The sequence below is a fragment of the Winogradskyella eximia genome, from assembly GCF_003386165.1.
In the GTDB taxonomy this organism is placed as follows: Bacteria; Bacteroidota; Bacteroidia; order Flavobacteriales; family Flavobacteriaceae; genus Winogradskyella; species Winogradskyella eximia.
This window is the reverse complement of record NZ_QRDV01000019.1, coordinates 1-3,015: the sequence shown is the minus strand read 5'-3', so window position 1 is coordinate 3,015 and position 3,015 is coordinate 1. Positions and strand designations below refer to the sequence as shown.

General features: G+C 34.1%; 3 protein-coding genes. All 3 read left to right on the top strand.

The genetic code is table 11. The features are described 5' to 3' along the window. On the top strand, window positions 1-309 hold a 309-nt coding region (locus DFQ10_RS18355), incomplete at its 5' end, for an OmpA family protein (protein ID WP_147299257.1). A gap of 105 nt (window positions 310-414) precedes the next feature. After that, window positions 415-648 carry an SAP domain-containing protein gene (locus DFQ10_RS18800; RefSeq protein ID WP_115818907.1) on the top strand — a complete coding sequence of 78 codons (234 nt, stop codon included), beginning with the start codon at window positions 415-417 and terminating at the stop codon, window positions 646-648. A 281-nt stretch (window positions 649-929) separates the two neighbouring features. After that, window positions 930-3,015: choice-of-anchor L domain-containing protein (locus DFQ10_RS18345; RefSeq protein WP_245940782.1), on the top strand; the 2,086-nt coding region annotated here is incomplete at its 3' end.

Here is a 3,015-nt window from a genome sequence, read left to right as displayed (position 1 = left end):
CAAGCGGCTTTTGAATTAGATAAATTAGTTCAGATTATGACTAAATATCCTGAACTAGTGATTCATGCAACATCACATACAGATGCAAGAGGTCCAGAAGCATATAATGCTGGTCTTTCTGAGCGTAGAGCAAAAACAACAGTGCAATACGTAATCTCTAAAGGTATTGATGAATCTCGTATCTCTGGAACGGGTAAAGGGGAATCTGAACCTAAAATTGATTGTTCTGCCGGTTGTACTAAAGAACAACATGCTGAAAATAGACGATCTGAATTCCTTATTGTTAGCGGTGCGCCAATGACAGAGTAAGAGAGGGAATTTAAAAATTATTTAGTCAAAATTAATATTCGTCTACCTCTATTTTAGAGTTAAAGTTAGATGGAGTATGTTTTAAATTGGAAATATTAAGTGTTTATGTTTTATCAAACAGAACGAACAAAAAATGAAGTCTCTAAAAGTAGTTTCAACTGTTCTTGTTGGCTGAAGTTTGAGTTAATTGAATTTTGCAAAGCGAATGAACTCTCTACTCAAGGGAGTAAAATTCAATTAATGCAAAGAATTAAAAATTTTTTGGACAAAAAGGTGAAATACAATGCAAAATCAAGCTCTCTTAAAAACAAGCGTCGTACAATAAAGAAAATATCGTAAATATTTAAAATAGATATTTCGTAGAGATTTAGCGTTTTTTGAGAACTTTTAAGTTCTAGTATATATAATTATTGCAGGCGCTATGGTTTTAATGCAGGCCTTTTTTATTATAAAAGTTGAATGCATAATTATTACCTTTTTGTGTTTTTAAACATGAATAATAGGCTTCTCATTTGAAAAATGTATGATGATTCATGTATTTTGATTAAATTTCCATTCTAATAAAAAAAAGTTTTTCTATTACTCTAAAAGAAAAAGAATTATTTAATTGAAAATTAGCTATGAAAAAAACTTTATATATTCTTACATTAATCATATCAACGTTTAGTTTTTCACAAGATATATTGATGGAGAATGGCTCTTTTACACGATGTGCTCCTGATAAATTTTATGATTCTGGTGGTGAGTTTGGAAATTATGGAAATGATGAAAATCTTGTAACTACTATTTGTCCACAAAATGCTGATGAATTCATTATTCTTAATTTTACATCGTTTACTACGCAGCTAGGTGCGCAGCCAGATGTTATGAACATTTATGATGGAGATGATGTAACGGCTCCATTAATAGGTAGTTTTCAAGGACCAGCCACTGTAGGTGCCGTTTCTGCTACAGATACTAATGTTTCAGGTTGTTTAACAGTTGAATTTATTTCTAATAGTAGTGGTAATATAGATGGATGGGAAGCTGATATTTTATGTGCAACACCGTGTCAGGATATTGTAGCATCTATAAGCAATTCAAATCCTGCCCCTAATGCTTCAGGTGTTATTGGTATTTTACCTGGTGATTCCGTTGATTTTTCTGGGAGTGCTACGTTTTCAATTGATGATACAGATGCAACCTACAATTGGGATTTCGGAGATTTTAATTTAGCTACAGGTGCAGATGTTACGCATACTTTTGCAACTGCTGGTACTTATACTGTAACGTTAACTGTCTCAGATAATAATCCGCAAGGCTGTTCAGATACAACTACAATTACAGTTTTTGTTTTAGGGCCTAATGTTGTTGTAGACCAAGAAACTTTTACTCCAGAACAACTAATTCAAGATGTTTTAGTGGATAGCCCTTGTGCTTCAGTATCTAATATTATTGCTTCTACAGGTTCAACTATCAATGCAACATTACCTAATGGTATAGGTTATTTTTTTAGTAATGGAGTTGATTTTCCTTTTGAAGATGGTTTGTTGCTTACTACAGGTGATGCAAGTAGAGCTGGAGGACCAAATAATGTTAATTTGAGTGATGGATCTTGGGCTGGTGATGCAGATTTAGATACTTATTTGGGTGTTGATTCTAACGATGCTACCTATATACAGTTCGAATTTACGCCACTTGCAGATAGTATTAGTTTTGATTTTTTAATGGCGTCAGAGGAGTACGATATGGGATCGTTTGAATGTAATTATTCTGATGCATTCGCATTTTTATTAACAGATTCTTTGGGTAATGTGACGAATTTAGCAGTGTTACCTAGTACAAATACGCCTATCTTAGTTACTAATATTCATCCCGATAATGGTGCGTCGTGTGGTGGTATAAATGAAGAATATTTTGGAGCTTATACGCCTTCTTCTGGACCTCCAATAGCATTTGATGGTAGAACTACTGTTTTTACAGCTCAATCGGCAGTTGTTCCAGGTGAGGTTTATACTATAAAATTGGTTATTGCAGATGATAGAGATAATAGTTTTGATTCTGGTGTATTCATAAAGGCTGGTAGTTTTAATTTAGGAGGAAATTTAGGTGATGATATTACCATTGCTGCAGGTACTGCGGAATGTGATGGAACGGAGATTATTTTAGATACAGAACTTTCATTAGCAACTCATATTTGGTATAAAGACGATGTTGTAATCCCTGGAGAGACATCTTCTACAATTACAGTTACCGAACCAGGTGTTTATTATGCTGATTTTGATTTTTCGGGTGTATGTACAGGATCTGCAGATCCAATATTAATTGAATTTAGAAACAGCCCAACTGCTAGTCCTGCTCAAAATATATTAATTTGTAGTGGTACTGGTACTGAGGAATTTTATTTGTCAGAAAATGATGATGATATTTTAGGAGGACAAGATCCTTTAGACTTTTTTGTTAGTTACCACCTTACGGAACAAGATGCAATTGATAATGTTGGTGCATTGCCAATTCCTTATACCAATATATCTAGTCCTCAAACTATTTGGGCGCGCTTAGCGGATGTTACTCAAACGTGTGTAGATACTGTGTCATTTACAATATCTGCTGCTGGCCAACCTACTGTTAGTCCAGCCTCAGATTTAGAATTATGTGATGACGAAAGCAACGATGGATTTGAAGAGTTCGATTTAGGATCCCAGACGGCAATTATTTTAGGCTCAC